Below are 23,837 nucleotides of genomic sequence, written 5' to 3' on the forward strand. Positions count from 1 at the left end.
CGTACTTCGACAGCAACTCGCGCACTTCCATTTCAACGAGTTCGAGCAGCTCGGCGTCGTCGACCATGTCGCACTTGTTCAGGAACACCACGATGTACGGCACACCGACCTGGCGCGCCAGCAGGATGTGCTCGCGCGTCTGCGGCATCGGGCCGTCAGCGGCCGAACACACCAGGATGGCGCCGTCCATCTGCGCAGCTCCCGTGATCATGTTCTTCACGTAGTCCGCGTGGCCCGGGCAATCAACATGCGCGTAGTGACGCGACGCCGTTTCGTACTCAACGTGCGCCGTGTTGATCGTGATGCCGCGAGCCTTTTCCTCCGGCGCCGCATCAATCTGGTCGTACGCCTTCGCCTCACCACCGAACTTCGACGACAGAATCGTCGTGATCGCCGCCGTCAGCGTCGTCTTGCCATGATCAACGTGCCCAATCGTCCCCACGTTCACGTGCGGCTTGGTACGCTCAAACTTTCCCTTTGCCATTTTGGATCACCCTGATAACTGATTAGAGATCTGCGTCAAACCTCGACGGGCAAGCGCGCCTTTACGCGGCATGCCGCACGCCAAATACCGTGGTGCCCATGGGCAGGATTGAACTGCCGACCTCTCCCTTACCAAGGGAGTGCTCTGCCACTGAGCTACATGGGCACGAAAAACCGTCCTGCAGACACCCATCGAGAACATCGCCCCGACAAGCGCCTTATATATATGCACACTTCAATTCGTGGAGCGGGAGACGGGAATCGAACCCGCGTCATTAGCTTGGAAGGCTAGGGTTCTACCATTGAACTACTCCCGCCCTACCATTCCAAACACGATGACCCGCCGCGACTGGCCACCATGATCGGAACCTTCACTTACACGTTTTTCGAGGTCACCTCAATATAACCTTCAAATACAAAAGGTTATGGTGGAGGGGGAAGGATTCGAACCTTCGAAGGCAGAGCCGTCAGATTTACAGTCTGATCCCTTTGACCGCTCGGGAACCCCTCCGGCGACCAGCGAAACCCGCGATTATGGTGAGCGTTTCGTGCTCTGTCAAACACTGCTGCGAAAATTTCAGTCGGCGCCGTCGCGCAGCGCGCTGAAATCGAGCGCTGCAGCGGCTATTTTCGGGTCGGCCCGGGCGAGGCGAGGCAGCGTTCCCAATAGCGGCGCGTCGACCCGGCACGACAACGCTGCAATCGTTGCGTCCTGCTCCAGCATGCCGTCAGGCATGGCATTGGCCACCCAACCCGCCAGACACAAACCCCTTGCACGAATGGATTCGGCTGTCAGCAGCGCATGGTTGATGCAGCCCAGTTTGAGCCCCACCACCAGAATGACGGGTGCGGCAATCGCAGTGGCCAGATCGGCGGTGGTGAAATCGTCGTTCAAGGGCACCTGAAAGCCGCCGACGCCTTCGACCACCACGTGCTGCGCACGCATCGAAAGCGAGCGGAACGCATCAAGGATGACCGTCGACGCGATCGTCCGTCCCTCGAGCCGCGCCGCGACATGCGGCGCCAACGGCGCTTCGAACAGGTAAGGGCTGGTCAATGCCTGCGGAAGGCGAGCGCCACTGACAGCGGCCAGCGCGTCGGCATCCTCGTTGCGCATCACCCCGTGCGCATCGCGCCAGGCACCGGACGCCACCGGCTTCATGCCGACCGCGTCGAGCCCGCGTGTGCGCAGCGCATGCACGAGTGCGCAGGCCACCAGGGTTTTGCCTATACCGGTGTCGGTTCCCGTTACGAAATGCGCGCGGGCCGCCGTCATCCTGGGTCTCCTTGTCCAGGGCGATACGCGACCACCCAGGCCAGCTCATAGGTCAGCGGAATGCCCAGCGGCGTCCGCTGAGCCTCGAATTCAGCGCACACCGATTGCCATGCAGCGCGGCCCAGCGTCGCCCGCCGGGGGTGCAGCGGCACGCGCGAAGCGCCGATGTCACGGTTCGACTGAAGCAGGCTGCGGACGTCGTCGAAGTATTCGACCTGCCGCGATCGCTCGACATGATGTGCAACCAGCCCTGCTGCGCCCAGCGCTTCCGCCACGGCCGCCTCATCAAGGAAGGGAAGCGTATGGCGAGCCCGATCGACCGTGGCAAAAGCCTTGTCGATTTCTCGCAGCGTCCCGTCGAGCACGGTGGCGAAACACATCGCAGCGGCCGGCCGGAGTACCCGGTGGCATTCGCGCAATGCCCGCGACAAGTCGCACCACTGAAGCATCAGGCTGGAAAAGATCAGATCGACGCTGCCGTCGCGCAGCGGCAACGCATGCGCGTCGGCGCACATCCGCGCGTTGTCAGACATCGGAGCATGTGCGCCGAGCATGGCTGGCGAAAAATCGGCCGACAGCAGCAGCGCATCCGGATAGCGGCCACGCAGTCCGGCGGACGCGAATCCGGTGCCGCAGCCGACATCCAGCACGCATCCCGCCGCAATCGGCGGCAACATGTCGAGCAAGCGGTCGCTGACTTGTCGTTGCAGACGTGCCGCCGCCGCGTAGCGGTCGGCTGCTCGCGAAAAACTGCGGCGAACGGCAGTGAGTTCAGTCATCGGCAACCACCCACTCGCACAGCTCCGCGACACCGCCCCGCAGCCAGGGCAGATGCGCCGCGCCCGGTATGCGCACGCAGTGCGCCCCCGTCGCGGACGACATCCAGTCGCATGCCGCGACATCGACCACCCTGTCCTCCATGCCATGAAGGCACAGCACGCGCGCAGACACATCCTGCACGGCCGCTCTCAGATCGACGTCGTGCAGCCATTGCAAACCCTGGCCGAGCGCCTGCCGGCTCGGCAGCGGCGGTTGTTCGACCAGACCGGCCATCGCGACGCGCACCTGGCGCGCATCGGCATCACCTATTGCAGACAGCGCGGCGAAACGCGTGCGGGCCTTCATCGGCGCATCGTCGAAGGCATCGGCAAAAGCGTCGAAGCGTTCGGCGCTCATGCCGTGCGGCCAGTCGGAAGTCTGCATGAAACACGGCGTCGCACCGATCAGCGCCAGCTTGCGCAGCGGCACACGGGTGGCCCAGGCCAGCGCGAGCAGGCCACCGAGCGACCAGCCGACGACCACGTCGGCATCGGGCACGGTCGCCATCAACTGCTCGACACAGTCATCGAAGCCCGTGCAGTCACATTCGGCATTCAGCCCGTACCCGGGCAGATCAGCCTGCACAACGTGCGCGTGTCGGCCGAGCGCCTCGGCAAGCGGCGCGATCAGGCGACCGTCCCAGCCCCAGCCGTGCAGCAGCGCAACGCGCGGCCCGCGTGCTCCGAAGACCCGTGTGGACAGCGCCTCAGCCATGCCCCGCCTCGATCAGCGCATGGCACAGCGTGTCGAGATGCTCACGCGTGTGCGCTGCACTCAACGAAATGCGCAGGCGTGCCGTGCCGGCCGGCACTGTCGGCGGGCGAATGGCCGGCACCCACAGACCATGCGCCCGCAACTGCCCGGCAAGCGCCAGCACAGCGGCATTCGTACCCACGTGCAATGGCTGGATGGCGGTGTGCGAGGGCATCAAGGTCCAGCGCGCACCGCTCAGCCCCCGCTGCAGCCGTTCGCGGTGTGCCGCCAGCGTCGCCCGCCTGTCATCGGCTTCCCCGATCAGGCCGAGGCTGGCCAACAATGCGCAGGCCAACGCCGGGGGGGCCGCCGTGGTGTAGCGATAGCTGCGACCGGTCTGCATCAGCCACTCAATCAGGTCCGTGCCCCCAGCGACGAAAGCGCCCGCCACGCCAGCCGCCTTGCCCAGCGTGCCGATATAGACAATGCGCTCCGACGCCAGTCCGCAGTGCGACAGCACGCCGCGGCCCTGCTCGCCCAGCACGCCGAAACCGTGCGCGTCGTCCACCACCAGCAGCGCGTCGTGCCGTTCGCACAGCGCCAGCAGTTCAGCCAGCGGTGCGATATCGCCATCCATGCTGAATACACCATCGGTCACCACGACCTTGCGTCCCTGCGCCGCGTCGAGCATGCGCGCCACGGCCGCAAGATCGCCGTGCGGATAGCGCCGCACGGTCGCGCGCGACAGCAGCGCAGCATCAACCAGCGACGCGTGATTCAGGCGGTCGGCGATCAGCGTATCGCCGCGACCGGCCAGCGCCGGCAGCAATGACAGATTGGCCATGTAGCCGGTGGAAAAGAACAGCGCGCGCGCCAGCCCGGTGAAGGCGGCAAGCGCCTGCTCCAACGCATCGTGCGGCCGCTGGTGACCGCTCACCAGATGCGATGCCCCGGCGCCGGCGCCCCAGCGGGACGCGCCTTCGCGCAGCGCCTCTACCACCTCGGGATGATTCGCCAGACCGAGATAGTCGTTGCCGGCAAAGGCAATCAGGCGCTGTCCGTCGACGACGGCTTCCGGGCCGCAAGGAGCGTCGAGCACTCCACGCGTGCGCGTCAGATCGTCGCGCGCCAACGCGGCCAGACGTGCGCGGAAGTCGAAGGCACTCATGCGAGTGCGGCGTCCAGCGCTTCCAGCGCGCCGCGCGCGAGCAATGCGGTCTGCGCGTCGTCGAGCACGTAGGGCGGCATGAAATACAGGGTGTTGCCTATCGGCCGCAGCAGCAGTTCGCGCGCCAGCGCCTCGCGGTAGAAGCGGCGGCTGAAGTCGTCGTGTCCGGCGTCGATATCGAGCGCCCAGATCATGCCGGCCTGGCGGAAATTTCGCGCTGCGGGGTGTGTCGCAAGCGGCGCCAGCGCATCGGTGAAGTCCTGCGCCCAGACGCGGTTGCGCTGCAGGATGTCGAGCTTGTCGAACAGCTCGAGCGTCGCCAGCGCGGCGCGGCAGGCCAGCGGATTGCCGGTGTAGGAATGCGAATGCAGGAAGCCGCGCGCCATCGTGTCGTCGAGGAAGGCGTCGAACACCGCTGGCGCCGACAGCACCAGCGACAGCGGCAGCGTGCCGCCCGTGATGCCCTTGGACAGACAGATGAAGTCGGGCCAACCGCCGCCGTCGGCGTCGGCGTCGAGCGACTGTTCGCAGGCGAAGAAGGTACCGGTGCGGCCGCAGCCGACTGCGATCTCGTCGGCGATCAGATGCACCGCGTAGCGATCGCACAGCCGGCGCGCGTCGCGCAGCCAGGCGGCCTCGTGCATCGCCATGCCGCCGGCACACTGCACGCGCGGCTCGACAATCAGCGCGGCGATACGGCCGTGGTGAAGCGCAAGAAAGGCGTCCAGCGCCGACAGCGCCGCCGCGCCGCCCGCCGCCGGGCTGGGCAGCACATGCGCGCCGCGCACCATCGGCGCATAGGCGTCGCGGAACAGCGCGACATCCGTCACCGACAGCGCACCGACCGTTTCGCCGTGATAGCTGCCGGCGAAGCAGATGAACTCGTTCTTGTCGACCTGCCCGGCATTGCGCCAGTAGTGCAGCGACATTTTCAGTGCGATTTCGGTCGCCGACGCGCCGTCCGATGCATAGAAGGCGTGGCCGAGCCGGCCGCCGGTCAGCGCCGACAGTCGCTCCGACAACGCCACGACCGGCTCGTGCGTGAAGCCGGCCAGCATGACGTGATCGAGCGTATCGAGCTGATCGCGCACCGCCTGCACGATCGCCGGATGGCTGTGCCCGAACAGATTGGTCCACCAGGAGCTGATGCCGTCGAGGTAGCGGCTGCCATCGGGCGCGTACAGCCACGCGCCCTGCGCGCGCGCGATGGCAAGCAGCGGCAGGGAACGGTCCGCGTGCCACTGCATCTGCGTGCAGGGGTGCCAGACGGCTGAAAGGCTGCGGGATACGAGCGAGGGTTCTGGTGCGGACACGTACGGATACCGGCTGCGCGCCGGCACAAGGGCATGGGCGATCACCGGCGCATCGAGGTCCACATTCTAACCGTCCGCCCGGCGTGTCGGCCGGGCGGACGGTTACATCACGCGTCGGCGATCTTCGCCGCTGCGTCGCGCAGTGCGGTGCACAGGCCTTCTTCCACCACCGGGTGATAGAAAGGCATTTCGAGTGCACGCTGCACCGTCATGCCCGACTGCATCGCCCAGGCCAGCAGATGGGCAAGATGTTCCACGTCGGGCCCGATCATTTCGCAGCCCAGCAGGCGTCCGGAGCCCTTTTCGGCATAGACGTGCAGCAGGCCCTTGTTGCGCAGCATGACGCGCGCACGGCCCTGGTCCTCGAACGAGACCTCGCCGGTGACGAAGCTGTCGGGCGCCAGATTCACGAAGCGGCGGCCGACCGTCGCCAGCTGCGGGTCTGAAAACACCACGCCGATCGGCTCGCGCCGCAGCCCCGGCTGCACCTGCGGGAAGCGCGCCGCGTTCTCGCCGGCAATCCGGCCTTCGTCCGCGGCTTCGTGCAGCAGCGGCACATCGTTGTTCGCATCGCCGGCGATGAAGATGCCGGTGCTGCCGCACTGCATCGTCGTGCGATCGAACTCCGGCACGCCATTGGCGCCAAGCGTCACAGCCGTGTTCTCGAGACCGAGGTGCTTCACATTCGGCGCCCGGCCGGTCGCGGCGATCACCCAGTCGAACTCCTTGACGGCCGAGGTGCCATCGTCGAAGTCCTGCATGAGGCGTACGCCGTCGCCGACGCGTTCGATCGAGCTGACGCGTGCGTCGGCGAACAGCGGAAACTCTTCACCGAAGGTTTGCGTGGCATAGGCCTTGAGGGCCGGATCCGAAAACGGGCCGACGAAATGACCGCGACCGAACACCTCGGTGCGTACGCCGAGTCGGTGCAGCGCCTGCCCGATTTCCAGCCCGATGACGCCCGGGCCGAACACAGCCACCGACGATGGCAGGTCGTCCCAGTCGAACACATCGTCGTTCACGATCAGGCGGTCGCCCGCGCCCTTGAGCACCGGAGGTATCGACGGCGACGAGCCAGTCGCGATCACCGCACTGCCGAAGGTGACGACCGTGTGGTCATCGACCTGCAGGCTGTGGTCGTCAAGGAATTTCGCATGGCCGCGCAGTTTGTGATCGGTCGGAATGTTGTCGACGCCCTTGAGCACGAAGCCCACGAAGCGGTCGCGCTCACGCTTGACGCGCGCCATCACGGCCGCGCCGTCGACGTGCACCGTTCCTTCGAGGCGGATGCCGAAGGTGTCCCACTTCTCTGCCGCATGGGCCGCTTCGGCAGCGGCGATCAGCAGCTTGCTCGGCATGCAGCCGACGCGCGCGCAGGTCGTGCCGTACGGGCCGCCTTCGATGATGACGACACGCCTGCCGGCGGCGATGGCCGCGCGATAGGCTGCAAGGCCGGCAGTGCCGGCGCCGATGACGGCCACATCCACATTCATTTCATTCATGTCGTTCTCCCTGTAGCGCTCGATCAGGCCTGCACACCGTTCGATGTGCAGACCTGATCGGACGACGGGTTGCCCCGTCATCCGGTCAGATCAGGTCGGCGACCCTACTTGGCCGACCACTTCTCCAGCTCTTCCCAACCGCCGATATGCTGGCCGTTGATGAACACTTGCGGCACCGTCCTGGCACCGGCGATGGCGCCCAGTGCGCGGGAGCGCTCGGTGTGCGGCAGGTTGATTTCCGCGTAGTGGTAGCCGCGTTCGGTCAGCAGTGCCTTGGCCTTGGCGCAGAAGGCGCAACCTTCGCGCGTCAGGATGGCGACCTGATCCGGCTTCTTCGCGTTCGGATTGATGAAGTTGAGCATCGTATCGGCGTCCGACACCTTGAACGGATCACCCGGTTCCTGCGGCTCGGAGAACACCTTCTGCACGACACCATCCTTCACCAGCATCGAGTAGCGCCAGCTGCGCTTGCCGAAACCGATATCTGACTTGTCGACCAACATGCCCATACCTTCGGTGAATTCGCCATTGCCGTCAGGGATCAACGTCACATTGTCCGACTCCTGGTCCTTCGCCCACTCGTTCATCACGAAGGTGTCGTTGACCGACATGCACACGATGCTGTCGACGCCATTCGCCTTGAAGGCCGGCGCCAGTTCGTTGTAGCGCGGCAGGTGGGTCGACGAGCAGGTCGGCGTGAAGGCACCGGGCAGCGAGAACACCACCACGGTCTTGCCCTTGAACAGATCATCGGTCGTGACATTGGTCCATTCGTTGTTCTGACGTACGCGGAACGTGACGTTCGGGACGCGCTTGCCTTCCTGGTTGTGCTGGCTCATTGCTGTTCCTTTCAGAGGGATGAATCGTTATCCGGAGATGCGCCGGGCGTTGTGTACCGGTTCAGCGCATCGACGAAGTGCAGTGTGGGCGCATACACTTCAATCGTCCAATGGATTAAACTTGTGGCATTGATCGAATGTTTCGATAAAGGTTTGACTTCACAGCCGACGTCTTCCAGCAAAGGTCCGCGCCACATGTCTTCCCTGCCCTCACTTCGCCAGTTGCGCTATCTGATTGCAGTGTCCGAAAAGCTCAATTTCACGCAGGCCGCGGAATCCTGCTTTGTCACCCAGTCCACGCTGTCCGCCGGCATCAAGGAGCTGGAGGCCACCTTGGGCGCTCATCTGGTCGAGCGCGAACGTCATTCGGTGGTGATGACGCCGATCGGCATCGAAATCGCCGACCGTGCACGCAGCCTGTTGTCCGAAGCCGAAGATCTGAGCGAATGGGCGCGCAGCGCCGCGGAGCCGATGAGCGGCCTGCTGCGGCTCGGCGTCATCCCGACCGTCGCGCCCTTCGTGCTGCCGACGGTGCTGCCGGCGCTGCGTCAGCGCTATCCGTCGCTGCGGCTCGCGCTGCGCGAAGATCTGACCAGTCATCTGCTGACCCGCCTGACGGCCGGCCAGCTGGATTTCGCGCTGATCGCGCTGCCCTACGACACGGGCAATCTGCAGGTGAAGCAGCTGTTCGATGAGGAACTGCGCCTGATCGCGCCGGCTGATCGTGAAGCGGACATGCCACGCGAAATCTCAAAGATCGATCCGGATGAACTGCTGCTGCTGGAAGAAGGGCACTGCCTGCGCGGTCACACCCTGGGTGGCTGCGGTCTGCGGGAACCCAGGACCCGCGGAATGGAAGCCACCAGCGTATTTACTCTGGCACAGATGGTCGAGGGCGGTCTGGGCCTCGCATTGCTGCCCGAAATGAGCTTGCGCTCCGACATCCTGTCGCACATGAAACTGGTGTCGCGACGCTTTTCCGAACCCCGGCCACGCCGTACCATCGCGCTGGTGGCACGCAGTTCGAATGCGCGACAGGAATCATTCGAACGCATTGCCGAGCTGATCGCCGCCCAAGCACCGCTACACCTGTCAGACGCGGCCGGAACCGACGGTCGGAGTCCGGACTCCGACCTGCACGAACACGAGAACCTGGAAAGGAAAGCATCATGAGCAGCATCAACATCGGCATTTCCGAAGAGAACCGCCGTGCCATCGCCGATGGCCTGTCGCGCTTGCTGGCCGACTCGTACACGCTTTACCTGACGACGCACAACTTCCACTGGAACGTCACCGGCCCGATGTTCAACACATTGCACCTGATGTTCGAGGCGCAATACACCGAACTGGCGCTGGCGGTCGATCTGGTGGCCGAACGCATCCGCGCGCTGGGCTACCCGGCGCCGGGCACCTATTCGGCTTACGCAAAGCTCACGTCGATCAAGGAGCCGGAAGGCGTGCCGTCGGCCACCGACATGATCCGCCAGCTGGTCGCTGGCCAGGAAGCCGTGACGCGCACCGCACGCAGTATTTTCCCGGCGGTTGAAGAAGCCCACGACGAGCCGACTGCCGACCTGCTGACCCAGCGCATGCAGGTGCACGAGAAGAACGCCTGGATGCTGCGCAGTCTGCTCGAGAGCTGACATCGGCGAGAGCGAGCGAACTGCACCCCGTCGCATTGGTGGGGTCAGGTGCGGCTGTTGGGCATCGCTGCGCTCACCCCAACCTACGGGATGCGTTGGGTGCGGGCGGTGCGATATCGGGCGCTTGCCTTCGGTCGGTGTTGGGCATCGCTGCGCTCACCCCAACCTACGGTGAGTAGCGAGACGCTCTTGTAGGTTGGGGTGAGCGCAGCGATGCCCAACGAGCTACTCATGCATCCGGCAACTCGTCGCCATTGCGCGGGTGCAACAACCCCCCCCTTTCCACCGTCAGCCGGCCGGCGGGCGCCTGACGCTTGCCGCGCCCAGCACCACGAGGGCGCACGCGGCGGCGGCCAACAGGATGTGCGACGGAAAATGCGCACCGCGCACGACCTGTACCACTCCCGCCAGCCCGCCCAGCGTCAGCACGGCGAACAGCGCGCGCCGCCGCGCCGCGCTGCGCAACACCGGCAGCACGGCCAGCCACATGAAGGCGCTCGCTGCATGGCCGCTGGGCAGGCATTTGCCCGGACCGGAATTCGTCGGCACGTCGTCGAACAGCCGGAAAAACTGCGCCTGACCGCCGAAATCGGCCAGATACCATGGACAGCTGTGCGCCGACTGCATGCGCAGCAGATTGACCGCGACCACCGCAGCCAACGAAGCACAGAGCACGAACGCCACGCGCGCGAAACGGCCGCGTTCGCGCGCCCGCAGCCGCAGCGCGAATCCGGCCGCGAGCAGCGCCAGCCATGCCGCCACCGACAGCCACTTGACGCCGTCGTGCAGCAGCACCGACCACAGCCAGTCGCGGCGCAGCGTGAAACCGCCGGCTGCAGCGTCGTAGAAGTGCGCCGAAAGCCACAGATCCGTGCCACTCCAGCGATTGCTCCAAACAGCCAGCACGGCGCACACGAACGCGACCACCAGCAGATCGGCGTCGCGCGCCCCGAGCCACCGGCTCACCGGGCCTCGATGGCGTGCAGCCGCCCCTGTTTGAACGCGGACGCGGCCGTCTGGTAGTAGGCGATCGCCTCGCGCGCACGCTGCGGATCCACCTCGGCTGGCGTCGATTCGAACGTAACCGGGTCGACCTTGTAGGCGCGCACCACACGGCGCGGCGACAGCACGGTGAGCAGGTCACCGCGCAGATAGCCCAGATCCTGATAGTTGGAAATGAAGGCGCGGTCGAGCGGCGCATCCGCTTCGAAGAACGAGCGACCGAAGAAATGATCGTCGCCGTTCTTGCCCATGATCTCGATCAGCGTCGGCGCAAGATCGATCTGACTCACCCTTTGTGCGTACTCGCCCGCCTGCAGCATGTCCGGCGCATAGAAGATCAGCGGGATGCGGTATTTGGCGACCGGCAGGCGGGTTCGGCCGGCCACTGACGCGCAGTGGTCCGCGACGAACACGAACAGCGTGTCGGCGAACCAGGGCTGCTTCTTCGCTTCGCGGATGAATTCGCCGATCGCCCAGTCTGTGTACTTGACGCCGCCGCGCCGCCCGCCCGGTGACGCAATGTCGATGCGACCGTCCGGATAGGTGTAGGGGCGATGGTTCGACGTCGTCATGATCTGCGCAAAGAACGGCTTTCCGGCGGCGGCCTTGTCATTCAGCGCCTTCAGGGCGTTGGCGTACAGCACTTCGTCGGCCACGCCCCACACGTTCTCGAAAACGATGCTTTCCTTCGGAAAATCGGTCCGGTCGACGATCAGATAGTCGTTGCCGCGGAAATAGCTGTTCATGTTGTCGAAGTAGCCATAGCCGCCATAGATGAACATCGGCACGACGCCCTGCGGCTCCAGCAACTCGCCCAGCGTGGACAGATTGTTGTTGTGGGTGCGGCGGACGATGGCCTGCCCGGGTACCGGTGGCGTGCCCAGCGACAGCGCCTCGAGCCCGCGTACGGTGCGCGTGCCCGTGGCATACACTTCCTTGAAGCGCAGCCCATCCGCCGCAAGGCGGTCCAGTTCCGGCGTCAAGCCCTCGGTCGAGCCATAGGCGCCGACGAACTCCGCCGACATGCTTTCGATCGTCACCAGCACGACATTGCGCGGCCTGCGGCTGAACGGCACCTTGTCGTGCGGCGGATCGTCCATCGCACTCGGCCTGTCCGGCGACGACAGTGGCAGTCGTTCGACATGCAGGTCGAGCAGCACCTCGTCGGCTTCTTCCTGCGGCAAGGTGGCATACCAGCGCACGTAATCGAGCTCGTTGCGGCGCATCGCGGCCGCAAATGCGTACAACCCGTTGCCGGCCAGCTCGTCGGCATAGGCGTTGCCGCTGCCTTCCATCTGCTCCAGCGCCGCGAAGTGCCAGGAAGCCGCCGGCAGGGCCAGTGCGCCCGCCAGCATCGCCAGCCGCACAGCGGGCCGGCGCGGCGCGGCGACGAACCCGACCAGACGGCTCACCCCGAACACGATCAGTGCCGCGACAAGCGCGATGCCGCCGACGATCAGTCCGACCGGGTAGGACTGCATGATGTTGCCGATCACTTCCTGCGTGTAGATCAGATAATCCACCGCAATGAAGTTGAAGCGGGTCGAAAACTCCTCCCAGAACACCACTTCGGACACTGCACCGAACAGCAGCAAGGCGGCCATCAGCCACAGCGCCCCCCAGCGCAGCCGGCCCATGAACCGGCTCGCCCGCAGACGGGCCGGCAGCAGAGCCGACAGCACGAGCAGCGGCGCCACCAGCCAGGCGAGCACGGCCAGGTCGAACCACAGTCCACGCACGAACACGTGCGGCGTGGCCGCAGCGATGTCGGCCGGGCCGGCGAAGCCCCAGAGCAGCAGACGCAGCAAGGTCCAGATGGTGACGGTCAGCAGGGACGCAACGAGCAGGAACGGCAGTGCGCGCCGGCGCGGCGCAGGTCGTATCGATGTCATGAAGGGGCGGATACCGTGGCAGGACGCTCACCGAACCTTTTGTACAGGATGGGTAGCAGCAGAAGTGTTAACGCCGTACAAGAAATGAGCCCGCCGATGACCACGATGGCGAGCGGCCGCTGGATCTCCGACCCGGGGCCGGTGGCGAACAGCAGCGGCACCAGACCGAGTGCGGCCATCGACGCGGTCAGCAGCACCGGGCGCAACCTGCGCCGGGCGCCATTGACCACCGCGTCGAGCATGCTCTGTCCGGCCGCCCGCAGCTGATTGAAGTAGCTCACCAGCACGACACCATTGAGCACCGCGATGCCGAGCAGCGCGATGAAGCCGACCGACGCCGGCACCGACAGGTACTCGCCTGAGATGCCCAGCGCGAACACGCCGCCGATCATCGCGAACGGCACGTTGGCCATCACCAGTGCCGCCTGTCGCAGCGAATCGAAGGTGCTGTAGAGGATGAGGAAAATCAGCACCAGCGCCAGCGGCACCACCAGGGCGAGGCGCTGCGCGGCGCGCTGCTGGTTCTCGAACTCGCCGCCCCAGGCGAGGCGGTAGCCGGTGGGCAGTTCGACCTTCTGCAGCACCTGGGCGCGCGCATCCTCGACGAAGCCGACCAGGTCGCGACCACCCACATTCGCGATTACGACCGTGTTGCGACTGCCCAGCTGACGGTTGATCTGCACCGGTCCGCCCACGCGTTCGAAGCGCGCCAGCTGGCCCAGTGCGATGCGGCCGCCACCCGGCAGCGCCACCGGCATCTGGGCCAGCTCTTCCGACGCGCCGGCGCTGCCGGTGGAGCGGATGATCAGCGGGTAGCGCCGGTCCAGTTTCTGGATCAACCCGATCCGCTCGCCCTCGATCTGCATGCGCAGGCTGGCCGCCAGCGCATCGACGTCGAGGCCTGCGCGCGCCAGCGCGTCGGTATCCGGCAGCACGCGCAGATACTGCACGCCCTCGTTGCGCACGAAGAACACGTCCTCGGCGCCCGGAATGGCGCGCAGCACGTCGGCGATTTCGCCCGCCTTGTGGTTCAGCGTGTCGATGTCCGGCCCGAACAGCCGGATCGCCAGATCGCCGCGCACGCCCAGAATCATTTCCGACACGCGCATTTCGATCGGCTGGGTGAAGGCATAGGCCACGCCGGGGAATTCGGCCAGCAGATCGCGGATGCGGTGGATGATGGCCGGCTTGTCGGCGCCGGGCGCCAGACTGATGAAGGTGTCGGTCTGGTTCAGGCCCATCGGGTCGAGACCGATTTCGTCCGACCCGGCGCGCGCCACGATCTGCGTCGCCTCGGGCACGATGTCCTTCAGCGCCTTCTGGAAGCGGGTGTCGATGTCGAGCGAGGCATCGAGGCTGATCGACGGCAGCTTTTCCAGTTGCACGATGAGGCTGCCTTCATCCATGGTCGGCATGAAGGTCTTGCCCAGCCCCACGTAGACAACGACGGCGGCAACGAACAGCAGCCCGGCGACGCCGCCGACGATGCGCGGTGCGGCCAGCGCACGCTGCAGCAGCGGCGCATAAAGCTTCGACAGCGTGCGCGGCAGCCACGGGTCGGCGTGCGCGTTGTCGTAACTTTCGGCGTTCAGCATGATGCGCGCCAGCAGCGGAATGACGGTGAGCGACAGCAGCAGCGAGCCGGCCAGTGCGAACACGATGGTCAATGCCACCGGCGCGAACAGTTTGCCTTCCAGTCCCTGCAGGCTCAGCAGCGGCACGAATACCAGCGCGATGATGACGATGCCCGCGGTGGTCGGCACCGCCACCTCGCGCACCGCCTCGAGCACCACGTCACGACGCGGCCGGTCCGCCGCACCGGGTTCGTGCAGATGGGCGACCACGTTCTCGACCACCACCACCGCCGCGTCGACCAGCAGGCCGATGGCGATCGCCAGCCCGCCCAGACTCATCAGGTTGGCCGACAGGCCGGCGAAGTGCATCAGCAGGAAGGTCCACAGCGCGGACAACGGCAGCACCACCGCCACGGCCAGCGCCGCGCGCGCATTGCCGAGGAACAGGAACAGCAGGATGAGCACCAGCACCACCGCCTCGATCAGCGCCTTGGTCACCGTGCCGACCGCGCTCGACACCAGTTCGCCGCGATCGTAGAACGGGATCACCTTCACGCCTGCCGGCAGGCTGGGCGCGATCTCGTCGAGCCGCGCCCGCACGCCGCGCACCACCTCCTGCGCATCGGCGCCACGCAGGCCGAGCACCAGCCCCTGCACGGTTTCGCCCTCGCCGTTGTGCGTCACGCCGCCCATGCGGGTCAGCGCGCCGAGCCGTACCTCGGCCACGTCGGCGATGCGCACCTGCGCCTGAGGCGTTGCGTGCACCACCAGCCGGCCGATGTCATCGAGCGATTCGAGCCGCCCCTGCACCCGCACCAGCAGGGTTTCCTCGCCTTCGTTGATGCGGCCTGCTCCGTCGTTGCGGTTGAAGCGCTCCAGCGTGGCACGCAGCGCGTCCAGCGTGATGCCGGTGGCCGCCATGCGCGCCGCGTCGGGCACCACCTCGTATGCGGTGGCCAGCCCGCCCAGTACATTCACGTCCGCCACGCCGCGCACGGTGCGCAGCGCCGGGCGGATCACCCAGTCGAGCAGGCCGCGCCGTTCGGCCAGCGACAGGTCGCCTTCGACCGTGAACATGAACATTTCGCCCAGCGGCGTGGTGATCGGCGCCAGACCCCCGGTCAGTCCGGGCGGCAGGTCACCCATGATGCCGGTGAGTCGCTCGCTGACCTGATTGCGCGCCCAGTAGATGTCGGTGCCGTCCTCGAAATCGATGGTGATGTCGGTCAGTCCGTACTTGCTGGTCGAGCGCAGCATGGTCTGTTTCGGCAGCCCGAGCATTTCGATCTCGACCGGCGTGGTCACGCGCGCTTCCATCTCTTCCGGCGTCATGCCGGCCAGCTTGACGATGATCTTGACCTGCGGGGCCGACACGTCGGGAAAGGCATCGATCGGCAGCTTGGTCATCGACCAGGCACCGGCCGCCATCAGCAGCAGCGCGGCCAGTATCGTCAGCAGCGGTCGCGCGAGTGCGCCGCGCGTCAGGGCGTCGAGCATCATTCCGCTCCCTTGCCCAGCCACACCGCCTTCAGCGCGGCCACTCCGCTGACCGCGACCGCGGCCTTTGCGTCCAGTGCGCCGCTGACCGTGGCGCGACCCGCGTCCTGCGACAGCGCCTGCACCTCGACTGCGCGGAAGCCCTGCGCGGTGCGCGAAAACACCCAGGTCCGGCCGTCGTGATGGGTGACCGCCGCAGCCGGCACGGTCCACGCGTCGGTCGCCGGCTGCGAGCGCCGCGCCTTGACCCACAGGCCCGGCCGCAGCGAAGACGGCGCAGGCGGCAGTGCGGCACGGACGCGCACCGTCTGCGTCATGTCGGCAGCGCCCCAGCCGATCTGCGTCACGCGCGCCTGCTCGCCCGACGGCTCCACCAGCAGGACGTCGCCTTCGCGCACGTCCTGTGCCTGCGCCACCGTCAGGTTCAGTTCGAGCATCAGCTTGCGTGCATCGGCCAGCCGCAGCAGCGCATCGGCCTCGTCCACGCGCTGACCGGGCAGCACCATGCGTTCGAGCACGGTTGCCGCCGCTTCGGCACGCACCTGCACGCGACCGCTCGATGCGTCGGCGGCCGACACGCCCAGCAGGCGCAGTCGCGACTGCGCGGCGCCGTATGCGGCATCGGCCTGCGCGACCGCATTTTCGGATTCGCGCACACGGCGCTCGGCGATCAGGCCTTCGGCATGCAGCGTCCGGTCGCGCTCAAGATTGCTGCGCGCCAGCGCCGAGGCGGAACGCGCCTGGGCCAGCGCAGCACCCTGTTCAGGCAGACCGGCGCTGCGCAGTTCCACCAGCACGGCATTCGCCGCAACCTGCTGGCCTTCGACCACCGGCACGCGCACCACGACGCCCCCGGCCGGTGCGGTCACTACCCATTCGGCGGCGGCCGACGCCCCCACGCGCGCCGACCAGGGCGCCGCGCTGGCTTGCGCCGCCGGCACCGGTGCCGCATCGCGGATGCCCAGTCGTTCGATCTGTGTCGCACCGAGCACGATGTCAGCCGCATGGAGGGAGGACGTCAGCGCGAGCAGACAGGACACTACGAACACATGTTTCACGGCAGGATTCCCAGACTGTTGTTGNAGCACGATGTCAGCCGCATGGAGGGAGGACGTCAGCGCGAGCAGACAGGACACTACGAACACATGTTTCACGGCAGGATTCCCAGACTGTTGTTGTAGCGCGCCACGGCGCGCTCGTAGGCAATATCGGCCAGCGCGGCCGCGCGGCGTGCGTTGGCGGCGCGCGCCTCGACCAGCAGGCGTTCGGCGAGCGAACTTTCACCGAGCCGGTAGGCGCGGCGGGCCAGTTCGACTTCGCGTTCGGCGACCGCCTTCTGCCCGGCGGCCAGTTGCAGCGCCTGTTCGCGGGCGTGCAGTTCATGTTCGGCTTCGTGCAGCACCAATGTGGCCATGCGCAGCGCCAGCGCAAGATCGTCCTCGGCGCGGGCCAGATCGAGTTGCAGCGGCGACAGGGTGGCTGCGCGATGCACCTCACCGCCGAAAGGAATCGACAGGGTGGCGCCCACGCTGTCGGTCACCGGGCTGTCGGGCGACTTTTCGGACCGCATGCCGACCAGGATGCGCGGCGCACCGCTGCCCTGGGCCTGCACGCTGGCCAGCGCACTGCGCGCACGTTCGAGGGCGGCCTGCGCCGTCAGTACCGGCGGATAGCCGGTCGCCGCGTCCGCCACCGGTTCGCGCGCAACCGGCTCGCGTACGATCGCCGGCAGCGTCGGCAAGCCGGTCAGCGTGGCCCAGCCGAACACGCTGTGCGCCAGTTCGACCTGTGCTTCGTAACGCGCGGCATCGCGCTCGCGCCGGGCCGCTTCGGCCGACAGTATTTCGACCGGCGCCGCGTCCCCGGCGCGAACGCGTTTCGATACATCGTCTTCCAGCGCGCGATACAACTCGACATCGGCATCGGCCAGCTTCACCTCGGTCTCCGACTGCAGTACGCGCCACAGCGTTTCGCGCAGATCGCCCGCCACGCGCCAGCGGTGGATGCGCAGTTCCTCGTCGGACAGCAGGCGACCGGCGTCGGCCTCGCGGCGCAGCGCGTCGCGCTGGCCGGATCGCCACAACGGCAGGTCCAGCCCGGCTTCCAGTTCGCGCACGCCGGCGGCGCGTCCGGGCAGTCGATCGGTCTGGTAGCGCATGTGCAGCGCCGGCGGTGCCGACAGCACGCTGCCGGCACGCTCGGTCAGCACCCGCGATTCGGACAGCCTGGCCTGCGGCAGCTGGGTGCCGGGCGCCCGGCCCAGTGCGGCCGACAAGGCGCCCGACAGCGTGAGTGCGGCGTCACGCTCGACCGTCTGTTCATGCTCTTCGGCGTGCGAAGCCGCGGCGAGGGGCACAGATTGCGCATAAAGCGGTGGCGTCAGCCACAGGGCGGACAGCAGGCAGCACAGCAGGGCGGAACGCATGGGCGCACGACGGGCGGATGAAGACATGCATCAGCTTGCACAGCGACGGATTGCCGGCAGGTGGACACAACATGAACATCCGTTCATGTTGCGGCAAGGTGGTTCGACGCAGGCAGAATCACGGCTCGCGCACCCCGACCCGGGCGGTGCGCCCCGCTTCCGGAGAAGGTCCGACATGCACCTCCTCGTGGTCGAGGACGACCCCGAAATCGCCGGCTTCATCTGCCGCGGCCTGCGCGAGGCCGGGCACGTCGTCGACCACGCCGCCAATGGCCGCGACGGGCTGTTTCTGGCGACCGGCGAAGCGTTCGACGCAATCGTGCTCGACCGGCTGATGCCGCAGATGGACGGTCTGGCCATGCTGGCCGCACTGCGCGCCACGGGGTCGCGCGTGCCGGTGCTCATCCTCAGTGCGCTCAGCCATGTCGACGAACGCATCCGCGGCCTGCGCGCCGGGGGTGACGACTATCTGGTGAAACCGTTCGCGATGTCGGAGCTGCAGGCGCGGCTCGACGTGATCACCCGGCGCGGCCTGATGCCGGCGATCGAGAGCGTGCTGCGGGTGGCCGATCTCGAACTCGACCGCATGACGCACGTCGTGCGCCGCGCCGGCGAGGACATCACGCTCAAGCCGCAGGAGTACCGGGTGCTCGAGTTCCTGATGCGCCACGCCGGTCAGGTGGTCACCCGCACCATGCTGCTGGAAGGCGTATGGGACTACCACTTCGATCCGCAGACGAATGTCATCGACGTGCACATTTCCCGCCTGCGCGCCAAGGTGGACCGCGCCGGCTGGCTGCCGCTGATCCATACGCTGCGCGGCGCCGGCTACTGCATGCGGGCGCCGGCATGAACGACCGCCGATCGCCGTGGGCCGGCAGCGCGCCGGGCGCACCCTTCGTTCAGGATGACGAGGGAATGCTCACGCTGCACTTCGACGGCGCCGCCGTGCAGAGCAGCATGGATCCGGCGCGACCGGTCGAGCTGGTGCTCGACTATTCGCGCCTGATGATGGCCGCGCTGCTGTTCGTGCCGGCGCCCTCGCGCATCGGCATGATCGGCCTGGGCGGCGGATCGCTGGTCAAGTACTGCCACCACCACCTGCCGGACGCGCGCATCGAAGTGGCCGAAATTTCGGCCGAGGTGATCGCGCTGCGCAGCCGCTTCCGCATTCCGCCGGACGACGAACGGCTGCGCATCGATTGCGTTGACGGCGCGGACTGGATCGCGCGGCATGACGAAGCATTCGACCTGCTGCTGGTGGATGGCTTCGACATCGGCGGACAGGCAACTGCGCTGTGCACGCAGCGCTTCTACGACGACTGCCATGCCGCCTTGACGCGAAACGGCCTGCTGGCGATCAACATGCATGCCGACGACGCGCTGCACGGCGCCTACATCGGCCGCGTGCGTTCGAGTTTCGCCAATTCGGTCAGTGTCGTCGCCACCGAAGACGGTGTGAATGAAATCGTGTTCGCCGCGCGCGGCGACGCGTTCAGGCTGTCGGAAAAGCAGCTGTTCCAGCGCGCGGCAGCACTGCATGAGCGCCTGGGGCTGGACCTGCGCGCGCAGGCACACCCGCTGGTCGAAGGCCGGCGACGCGACTTTGCGCCCGCCGGGCGGGCGGCCGTGCGGCACGGCCTGGATGCCGATGACTGAGCCGACACCTCCGGTCGCGCCCCGCGCGACGCGCGGCCTGAGCACGACTGCGCGACTGGCGCTGGCCAACAGCGTTCTGCTGGCGACCGGCTTCGGCCTGCTGCTGCTGCTGGTGACCTGGCTCGCCGGGCAGTACATGCTGGGTCACGTCGAAGAAAGCGTGGACGCCGAGCTGGACATCCTGAGCGCCGAGTACCGGGTCGATGGCGTGCGCGGCGTCAGCGGCCTGATCCGCCAGCGGCTGGACATGCGCTCGCCCAATCACGACCGCCTGTACCGGCTGGAAAGTGCCGACGGCGTCATGCTGATCGGCAACCTCGATGCGTGGCCCGCCGCGGCGACGCGCGATGACGTGCTGGTGCGGCTGCCCAGCCTGCGCCACCCGGGCCTCACCGAAGTCGTCGCACGCTGGGCGCGTTTGCCGGACGGCAGCCGTCTGCTGGTCGGCTTCGACGAGTACGAGGTGGAACAGGTACGCGGCGACATCCGGCGCGCCGCACTGGCGAGTTTCGGCGTCATGCTGATTGCGTCGCTCATCGGCGGCTTCCTGATCACCCGCGCCGCGCTGCGACCGGTCGAAACCATGCGCCGCGCTGCACAGCAGATCATGGACGGAGACCTGCGCCACCGCATTCCGGTGCGCGGCACGGCGGACGAGTTCGACCGCCTGTCGCAGACGCTGAACGGCATGCTCGACCGCATCGACCGGCTGATCGCCTCGGTGCGCGGCGCCACCGACAACATTGCGCATGACCTGCGCTCGCCGCTGACCCGCCACCGCGCGCGCATCGAAGCCGCGCTGGCGGTGCCGCCGACAGGCGACGAGCTGCCGGCGTTGCTGGAACGCAATCTGGCTGACATCGATCAGGTGCTGTCCACCTTCCAGTCGCTGCTGCGCATCGCCAATGTCGAATCGGGCCTGCTGCGCAGCGAGTTCCGCGCCCTCGACCTCGCGGCGCTGACGCGCGACGCCATCGACTTCATGGAGCCGATGGCGGACGAACGCGACATTTCGCTGTCTGCCGACGTGCCTGCACAGGCGTCGATGAGCGGCCACCGCGACCTGCTGTTCCAGGCCGTCATCAACCTGATCGACAACGCGATCAAGTTCAGCCCGGCCGGCGGCACGGTGACGATCAGCCTGCAGCCGGCGCCGGATGGCTGGCGACTCGAGGTCGCCGATCAGGGACCGGGCATTCCGGAGGGCGAGCGGGCGCGCGTGTTCGAGCGGCTGTACCGGCTCGAAGGCGCACGCAACACACCCGGCCTCGGGCTCGGGCTCAGTCTGGTGCAGTCGGTGGCGCGCCTGCACGCCGGGCGCATCGAACTGGGCGCCGCGACACCCGGTCTGCGCGCCGTACTGACTTTGCCGGCGGGCACTTAAAGGGCACCCAACAGGCTTGTCACGCAGTTGACACGAAGCGACAACGCAAAGACGATGCGATCAATGCGTGCGCGAATCTACCCTTGAAAGGGCGCGTGCGGATGGCCTCGGCGGATTGCGGCCATGGACGACAGCGCGCGCTGCGCCCTCGTCGCAACGGTTGATTTTGAGCTATGGAGTCACTTCAGTGCCGAAAACAAACAAGCCGAGCATCGCGCTCACATCCAAGCTGCTGCGACGCTACCGCGACGCCTCGATCGACAACGCCCGCGAGCTTCTGTACGAGGCGGAACTGCTGCTCAAGCACAACCACTTTGCCCGCGCCTACTACTCTTCGGTCGCCGCGATCGAGGAAGTCGGCACCTCGGTGCAGGTGTTCGACGCGCTCGGTCGCAATGTGCGCGATCCGGACGTCGCGAACCGGGTCGTGCTCAACCTCGGCGACTACGCGCGCAAGGTGACTGCAGCCGTGTTTCCATGGCTGCTGGTCGTACCGGCCCGGCGCGACGAGGTGATGCCCTACATCAGCAAGATGATCAAGCGGCAGATTCCGAAGCTGGATGCCATCCATACCGAGCTGGACGGCAAGGGACCGCAGGGTCCGCAGATCAACACCCCGAACTATCGCGTCACGCTTACCGATGCCGAAATCTGGCTGCGTCTGGCGAAGGACATCTACACGCACGCCGAAACCTACGTGCTGTTCGCGCCGACCAAGATCCGCACCAAGGCGGAAGACGAAGTGTTCGCGATGAAGTCGGCCGCGCTTGCCGCGGTGACCAGCAGTCCGGAGTTCTGGGAGTACTACATTTCCTGCATGAAGACCGGCAACGCGACCTTCGAAGCGGCCGTGGCCGACTACGTGCGTGCGCAGACCGGCGGTGGTTCGGAAGTGCGCAACGGCTACGACGACGAGGAAGCCTGAAGCGGCGCTTTCCCCGCGTCACCCCGCATCACCGAAAAAGCCACCTGCAGGCCTGCAGGTGGCTTTTTTTGGCCCCGTAACGGGGCAGACGGCGCAGCGCGGGTGTGCAACGCGCTGTTCAGCTCACCTTGATGACTTCCACCGGGTGTTCGTACACATCCTTGCGCTTGTCGTACAACGGGATGGTCGTACCGTTCAGGCGGTTGCCCTGCAGGTCGTTCAGATCGACTTCGGCGACGATGATCTGTTCGATGTTCGGCGTACCCTCGGCGGCGATGCCGTCGCGGGCGAACGGAAAATCCGACGGCGTGATGATGCCGGCCTGACCATAGTGCATGCCGAGCCCCTCGACCGGCAGATTGCCCACCGTGCTGGTCTGCACGACGAACACCTGATTCTCGATCGCCCGTGCGTGGCAGCAGTAGCGCACGCGCAGGAAGCCCTGCCGGTCGTCGGTGCATGAGGGCACGAACAGGATGTCGGCACCCGCCTCGCACACCATGCGCGACAGCTCCGGAAATTCGATGTCGTAGCAGATCAGGATGGCGATCTTGCCGAATGGCGTGTCGAACAGGCGCAGCTGGTCGCCGGCATCGGTGTCCCACTTTTCGCGCTCCCAGCGCGTGCGGTGGATCTTGTCCTGCTCGAACACCTGGCCACCCGGAGTGAAGTAGTACGCCGTGTTGGTCAGCCGGCCGTCTTCGCGCACCGTGGGGTGGCTGCCGCCGATCAGATGCACATTCCACTGCGCGGCCAGTTCCAGCATCAGGTCGCGGTAACGCTTAGTGTAGTCGTGCATGTTGCGCACGGCGGCATTCAGGTCGCTGGTGTCCATGAAGGACAGCAGCTGCGTCGTGAAGATTTCCGGCAGCAGCACGAACTGTGGCTTGTAGTCGCCAGCGGCCTTCATGATGAAGCGCACCTGGTTCTCGAAACCGGACCAGTCGTGAATGGGGCGCAGCAGGTACTGTACGGCGGCGATGCGGACGATCATGGCAGGATGTGCTCCGGAAAATGGGTGGGGCGGGCCGGATCGTGGTCCGGGTTGAGCCAGACGATGACCGAGGCGTAACCCAGGGATTCGGTGTCTTCGGGCAGGTAGTCCGGCACCACGCTGAGGTAGCTGAAGCCTTCCTTCAGCTGGAAGCTCAGCACCGGGTCGCGCAGGTCGCCCCACACCACCTTGCGGGCGTACAGGTCGGCCGTCATGTCGGCGGCGTGGCGGTGATAGCCCGGCAGGCGGCCGCAGGCGATGATGCGCTTCAGATTCATCGCGCGGCACAGCATGCGCCGCCCTTCATACAGCAGGTGGCCGACGCCCGCTCCGCGCAGATCCGGATCGACGAACACTTCCGCACCGTACAGCGTGCGGCCGTCCGGATTGTGGTGCTCGAAGGTGCCGGCACCGGTGATGTCCTGCCAGCTGTGCGAATCACACCAGTCGTCCCACAGCACGACCAGCGCGCTGGCACAGCCGACGATCGCGCCGTCGATCTCGGCGACGATCTGGCCCTGCGGAAAGACGTCGAGCTGTTCGCCCAGCTTGCGGCGACTCCACGGCGGAATGGTCGGATACACGCGCGCCTGCAGGGCGATCAACGCGGGGATGTCAGCCGGCCGGGTATGGCGTATGCGTGGTGTGGTCACGCTGTTCTCCCGTCCAGTCGGACACCGGTCGGCGGACGCCGCCGGCATTCAACAATCAGGAACCAGTGTAGGCAGCGTCCCGCCGCCTGTATGTCG

21 protein-coding genes and 3 tRNA genes are annotated in these 23,837 nt (G+C 66.6%); 6 read left to right on the forward strand and 18 right to left on the reverse strand.

All coding sequences use genetic code 11. The annotated features are described in order from the left end of the window. The 11 genes from NMQ14_RS18295 to NMQ14_RS18345 all read right to left on the reverse strand — a co-directional run. On the reverse strand, nt 1–484 hold a 484-nt coding region (locus NMQ14_RS18295), incomplete at its 3' end, for a GTP-binding protein (RefSeq protein ID WP_257098305.1). Nucleotides 485–574: 90 nt separating this feature from the next. Further along, nucleotides 575–649, reverse strand: a tRNA-Thr gene (locus NMQ14_RS18300). A 77-nt stretch (nt 650–726) separates the two neighbouring features. Further along, nucleotides 727–800, reverse strand: a tRNA-Gly gene (locus tag NMQ14_RS18305). Nucleotides 801–909: 109 nt separating this feature from the next. Continuing rightward, nucleotides 910–994: transfer RNA gene (locus NMQ14_RS18310), tRNA-Tyr, on the reverse strand. A 66-nt stretch (nt 995–1,060) separates the two neighbouring features. After that, on the reverse strand, nt 1,061–1,759 hold the full coding sequence (gene bioD, locus NMQ14_RS18315; RefSeq protein WP_257098306.1) for a dethiobiotin synthase: 699 nt from the start codon (nt 1,757–1,759) through the stop codon (nt 1,061–1,063). Next, nucleotides 1,756–2,538, reverse strand: coding sequence for a methyltransferase domain-containing protein (locus NMQ14_RS18320; protein ID WP_257098307.1), 783 nt, complete (start codon nt 2,536–2,538; stop codon nt 1,756–1,758). The genes bioD and NMQ14_RS18320 overlap by 4 nt, the downstream gene beginning before the upstream one ends. Next, on the reverse strand, nt 2,531–3,292 hold the full coding sequence (locus NMQ14_RS18325; protein ID WP_257098308.1) for an alpha/beta fold hydrolase: 762 nt from the start codon (nt 3,290–3,292) through the stop codon (nt 2,531–2,533). Before NMQ14_RS18325 ends, NMQ14_RS18320 begins: the two co-directional genes overlap by 8 nt. Continuing rightward, nucleotides 3,285–4,439, reverse strand: a complete 1,155-nt coding sequence (bioF, locus tag NMQ14_RS18330) for an 8-amino-7-oxononanoate synthase (RefSeq protein ID WP_257098309.1) — start codon at nt 4,437–4,439, stop codon at nt 3,285–3,287. The genes NMQ14_RS18325 and bioF overlap by 8 nt, the downstream gene beginning before the upstream one ends. After that, on the reverse strand, nt 4,436–5,752 hold the full coding sequence (locus NMQ14_RS18335) for an adenosylmethionine--8-amino-7-oxononanoate transaminase (protein ID WP_257098310.1): 1,317 nt from the start codon (nt 5,750–5,752) through the stop codon (nt 4,436–4,438). Before NMQ14_RS18335 ends, bioF begins: the two co-directional genes overlap by 4 nt. A gap of 107 nt (nt 5,753–5,859) precedes the next feature. Next, on the reverse strand, nt 5,860–7,254 hold the full coding sequence (locus NMQ14_RS18340; RefSeq protein WP_257098311.1) for a dihydrolipoyl dehydrogenase: 1,395 nt from the start codon (nt 7,252–7,254) through the stop codon (nt 5,860–5,862). A gap of 104 nt (nt 7,255–7,358) precedes the next feature. Next, entirely contained in the window at nt 7,359–8,093 is a 735-nt protein-coding gene (locus NMQ14_RS18345; protein ID WP_257098312.1) for a glutathione peroxidase, read from the reverse strand. Nucleotides 8,094–8,288: 195 nt separating this feature from the next. On the opposite strand from NMQ14_RS18345, the gene NMQ14_RS18350 reads away from it, so the two are divergent. Further along, nucleotides 8,289–9,266: a hydrogen peroxide-inducible genes activator gene (locus NMQ14_RS18350; RefSeq protein ID WP_257098313.1), complete on the forward strand. Its 978-nt coding sequence runs from the start codon at nt 8,289–8,291 to the stop codon at nt 9,264–9,266. Then, a complete protein-coding gene (locus tag NMQ14_RS18355; RefSeq protein ID WP_069039280.1) occupies nt 9,263–9,736 on the forward strand; it encodes a Dps family protein in 474 nt (157 codons plus the stop codon). Before NMQ14_RS18350 ends, NMQ14_RS18355 begins: the two co-directional genes overlap by 4 nt. 288 nt (nt 9,737–10,024) lie before the next feature. Here the strand turns inward: NMQ14_RS18355 and NMQ14_RS18360 are convergent, their stop codons facing one another. The 5 genes from NMQ14_RS18360 to NMQ14_RS18380 form a co-directional block, all read right to left on the reverse strand. Continuing rightward, entirely contained in the window at nt 10,025–10,702 is a 678-nt protein-coding gene (locus tag NMQ14_RS18360) for a phosphatase PAP2 family protein (protein WP_257098314.1), read from the reverse strand. After that, nucleotides 10,699–12,630 (reverse strand): LTA synthase family protein, encoded by a 1,932-nt coding sequence (locus NMQ14_RS18365; RefSeq protein ID WP_257098315.1) that lies wholly within the window; start codon nt 12,628–12,630, stop codon nt 10,699–10,701. The genes NMQ14_RS18360 and NMQ14_RS18365 overlap by 4 nt, the downstream gene beginning before the upstream one ends. Next, on the reverse strand, nt 12,627–15,701 hold the full coding sequence (locus NMQ14_RS18370; RefSeq protein ID WP_257098329.1) for an efflux RND transporter permease subunit: 3,075 nt from the start codon (nt 15,699–15,701) through the stop codon (nt 12,627–12,629). Before NMQ14_RS18370 ends, NMQ14_RS18365 begins: the two co-directional genes overlap by 4 nt. After that, entirely contained in the window at nt 15,701–16,759 is a 1,059-nt protein-coding gene (locus tag NMQ14_RS18375) for an efflux RND transporter periplasmic adaptor subunit (protein ID WP_257098316.1), read from the reverse strand. Before NMQ14_RS18375 ends, NMQ14_RS18370 begins: the two co-directional genes overlap by 1 nt. A gap of 92 nt (nt 16,760–16,851) precedes the next feature. Continuing rightward, entirely contained in the window at nt 16,852–18,153 is a 1,302-nt protein-coding gene (locus NMQ14_RS18380; RefSeq protein WP_257098317.1) for a TolC family protein, read from the reverse strand. A 148-nt stretch (nt 18,154–18,301) separates the two neighbouring features. Here NMQ14_RS18380 and NMQ14_RS18385 point away from each other — a divergent pair, with 148 nt between their 5' ends. The 4 genes from NMQ14_RS18385 to NMQ14_RS18400 all read left to right on the forward strand — a co-directional run bounded on the left by NMQ14_RS18385 (nt 18,302) and on the right by NMQ14_RS18400 (nt 22,094). Further along, nucleotides 18,302–18,979, forward strand: a complete 678-nt coding sequence (locus tag NMQ14_RS18385; RefSeq protein ID WP_257098318.1) for a response regulator transcription factor — start codon at nt 18,302–18,304, stop codon at nt 18,977–18,979. Then, nucleotides 18,976–19,785 (forward strand): transferase, encoded by an 810-nt coding sequence (locus NMQ14_RS18390; protein ID WP_257098319.1) that lies wholly within the window; start codon nt 18,976–18,978, stop codon nt 19,783–19,785. The genes NMQ14_RS18385 and NMQ14_RS18390 overlap by 4 nt, the downstream gene beginning before the upstream one ends. Next, entirely contained in the window at nt 19,778–21,169 is a 1,392-nt protein-coding gene (locus NMQ14_RS18395; protein ID WP_257098320.1) for a HAMP domain-containing sensor histidine kinase, read from the forward strand. Before NMQ14_RS18390 ends, NMQ14_RS18395 begins: the two co-directional genes overlap by 8 nt. 187 nt (nt 21,170–21,356) lie before the next feature. Further along, nucleotides 21,357–22,094 carry an AbiV family abortive infection protein gene (locus NMQ14_RS18400; RefSeq protein ID WP_257098321.1) on the forward strand — a complete coding sequence of 246 codons (738 nt, stop codon included), beginning with the start codon at nt 21,357–21,359 and terminating at the stop codon, nt 22,092–22,094. A 118-nt stretch (nt 22,095–22,212) separates the two neighbouring features. Here the strand turns inward: NMQ14_RS18400 and NMQ14_RS18405 are convergent, their stop codons facing one another. Next, a complete protein-coding gene (locus tag NMQ14_RS18405; protein WP_257098322.1) occupies nt 22,213–23,088 on the reverse strand; it encodes a carbon-nitrogen hydrolase family protein in 876 nt (291 codons plus the stop codon). Continuing rightward, on the reverse strand, nt 23,085–23,741 hold the full coding sequence (locus NMQ14_RS18410; protein ID WP_257098323.1) for a GNAT family N-acetyltransferase: 657 nt from the start codon (nt 23,739–23,741) through the stop codon (nt 23,085–23,087). Before NMQ14_RS18410 ends, NMQ14_RS18405 begins: the two co-directional genes overlap by 4 nt. Nucleotides 23,742–23,837 lie beyond the last annotated feature (96 nt).

It is taken from the genome of Methyloversatilis sp. XJ19-13 (assembly GCF_024580155.1).
GTDB lineage: Bacteria > Pseudomonadota > Gammaproteobacteria > Burkholderiales > Rhodocyclaceae > Methyloversatilis.